The 1,161-nt window shown below is 47.0% G+C and carries 2 tRNA genes and 2 rRNA genes; all 4 read right to left on the bottom strand.

Annotated features, from left to right (window positions below):
- Positions 1-97, bottom strand: a 23S ribosomal RNA gene (locus tag DQX04_RS12325); the annotation flags it as partial.
- A gap of 452 nt (positions 98-549) precedes the next feature.
- Positions 550-625: transfer RNA gene (locus tag DQX04_RS12320), tRNA-Ala, on the bottom strand.
- A 256-nt stretch (positions 626-881) separates the two neighbouring features.
- A tRNA-Ile gene (locus tag DQX04_RS12315) sits at positions 882-958 on the bottom strand.
- A gap of 109 nt (positions 959-1,067) precedes the next feature.
- Positions 1,068-1,161 (bottom strand): 16S ribosomal RNA (locus DQX04_RS12310); the annotation flags it as partial.

Here is a 1,161-nt window from a genome sequence, read left to right as displayed (position 1 = left end):
GCTTCTTACTAGCTCAACTAGGCTTATCGCAAGTTAGTACGTCCTTCATCGCCTCCAACTGCCAAGGCATCCACCGTGTACGCTTAGTCACTTAACCATACAACCCGAAAAAGTGTCTCGGCTTGTCTTTTTGTCGCCTAGCTTCGTTATTGTCTCACTCAATCAGTCACATACTATCAAGTATGCTCCCTCAATCGCTTCAACAATGCCTTGCTATCCAACAAAAATCCTGCGCCTACCATCGCCTAAACGATGACTTTTTTGAGTCATATCTGATTTTTATGACATGAACGATACGCCACCAAATAATCTGGTGAGTTATACCTGGCTTGTTCAAACTTCGTTTGTTTCTTTATCAGCTTGTCCAAATTATTAAAGAGCTACATCACATAATGTGATTGATAAACATTCTCGTAAGAGTGCTTAGCAATTCATTATGCTTAGAACAGATAATGGTAGGTAAAGTATCCATCTGGCTTATATCAAGGCAGCAAGGAGGAAGTGTACAACCAGTACACGACGACGCAGCGAACGCAGAGATAAGGTAGATGGTGGAGCCATGCGGGATCGAACCGCAGACCTCCTGGATGCAAACCAGGCGCTCTCCCAGCTGAGCTATGGCCCCTTTTTGTTCAGGCTTGCCACAATGCTCCAGTGCTGCGTTGCGCAGTAAATTCAATCGCTTACATACCATTGAGGTATGCGCGCTCAATCATTCACTGTGCGCCTTGCCCTGAATCATTCTGGACTGCGCTTCTACATCATCTGTAGCCACGTAAACCTTGAATGCGACAAATGCTTTTGGCGTTCTGACAAGGCGGAGGCGAGGAAGCATACACCAGTATGCGACGAAGCCGACAACGCAGTTCAGAGCGACAAAATGGTGGGTCTGAGTAGACTTGAACTACCGACCTCACCCTTATCAGGGGTGCGCTCTAACCAGCTGAGCTACAGACCCAGTACTTACCTTTCATTCGTACGGCTTCGCCGCACTCATAAAAGTTATCTGTTCCAGCTATCAAGCCATCAATCTGTGTGAACACTCACAAGAAAAAACATCTTATCGTTAAGGAGGTGATCCAGCCGCAGGTTCCCCTACGGCTACCTTGTTACGACTTCACCCCAGTCATGAACCACACCGTGGTAAACGCCCTCCCGAAG

It is taken from the genome of Aliidiomarina sp. B3213 (assembly GCF_003290085.1).
Classification (GTDB): domain Bacteria; phylum Pseudomonadota; class Gammaproteobacteria; order Enterobacterales; family Alteromonadaceae; genus Aliidiomarina.
The sequence above is the reverse complement of the archived record's forward strand: the minus strand, read 5'-3'. Positions and strand labels throughout refer to the sequence as shown.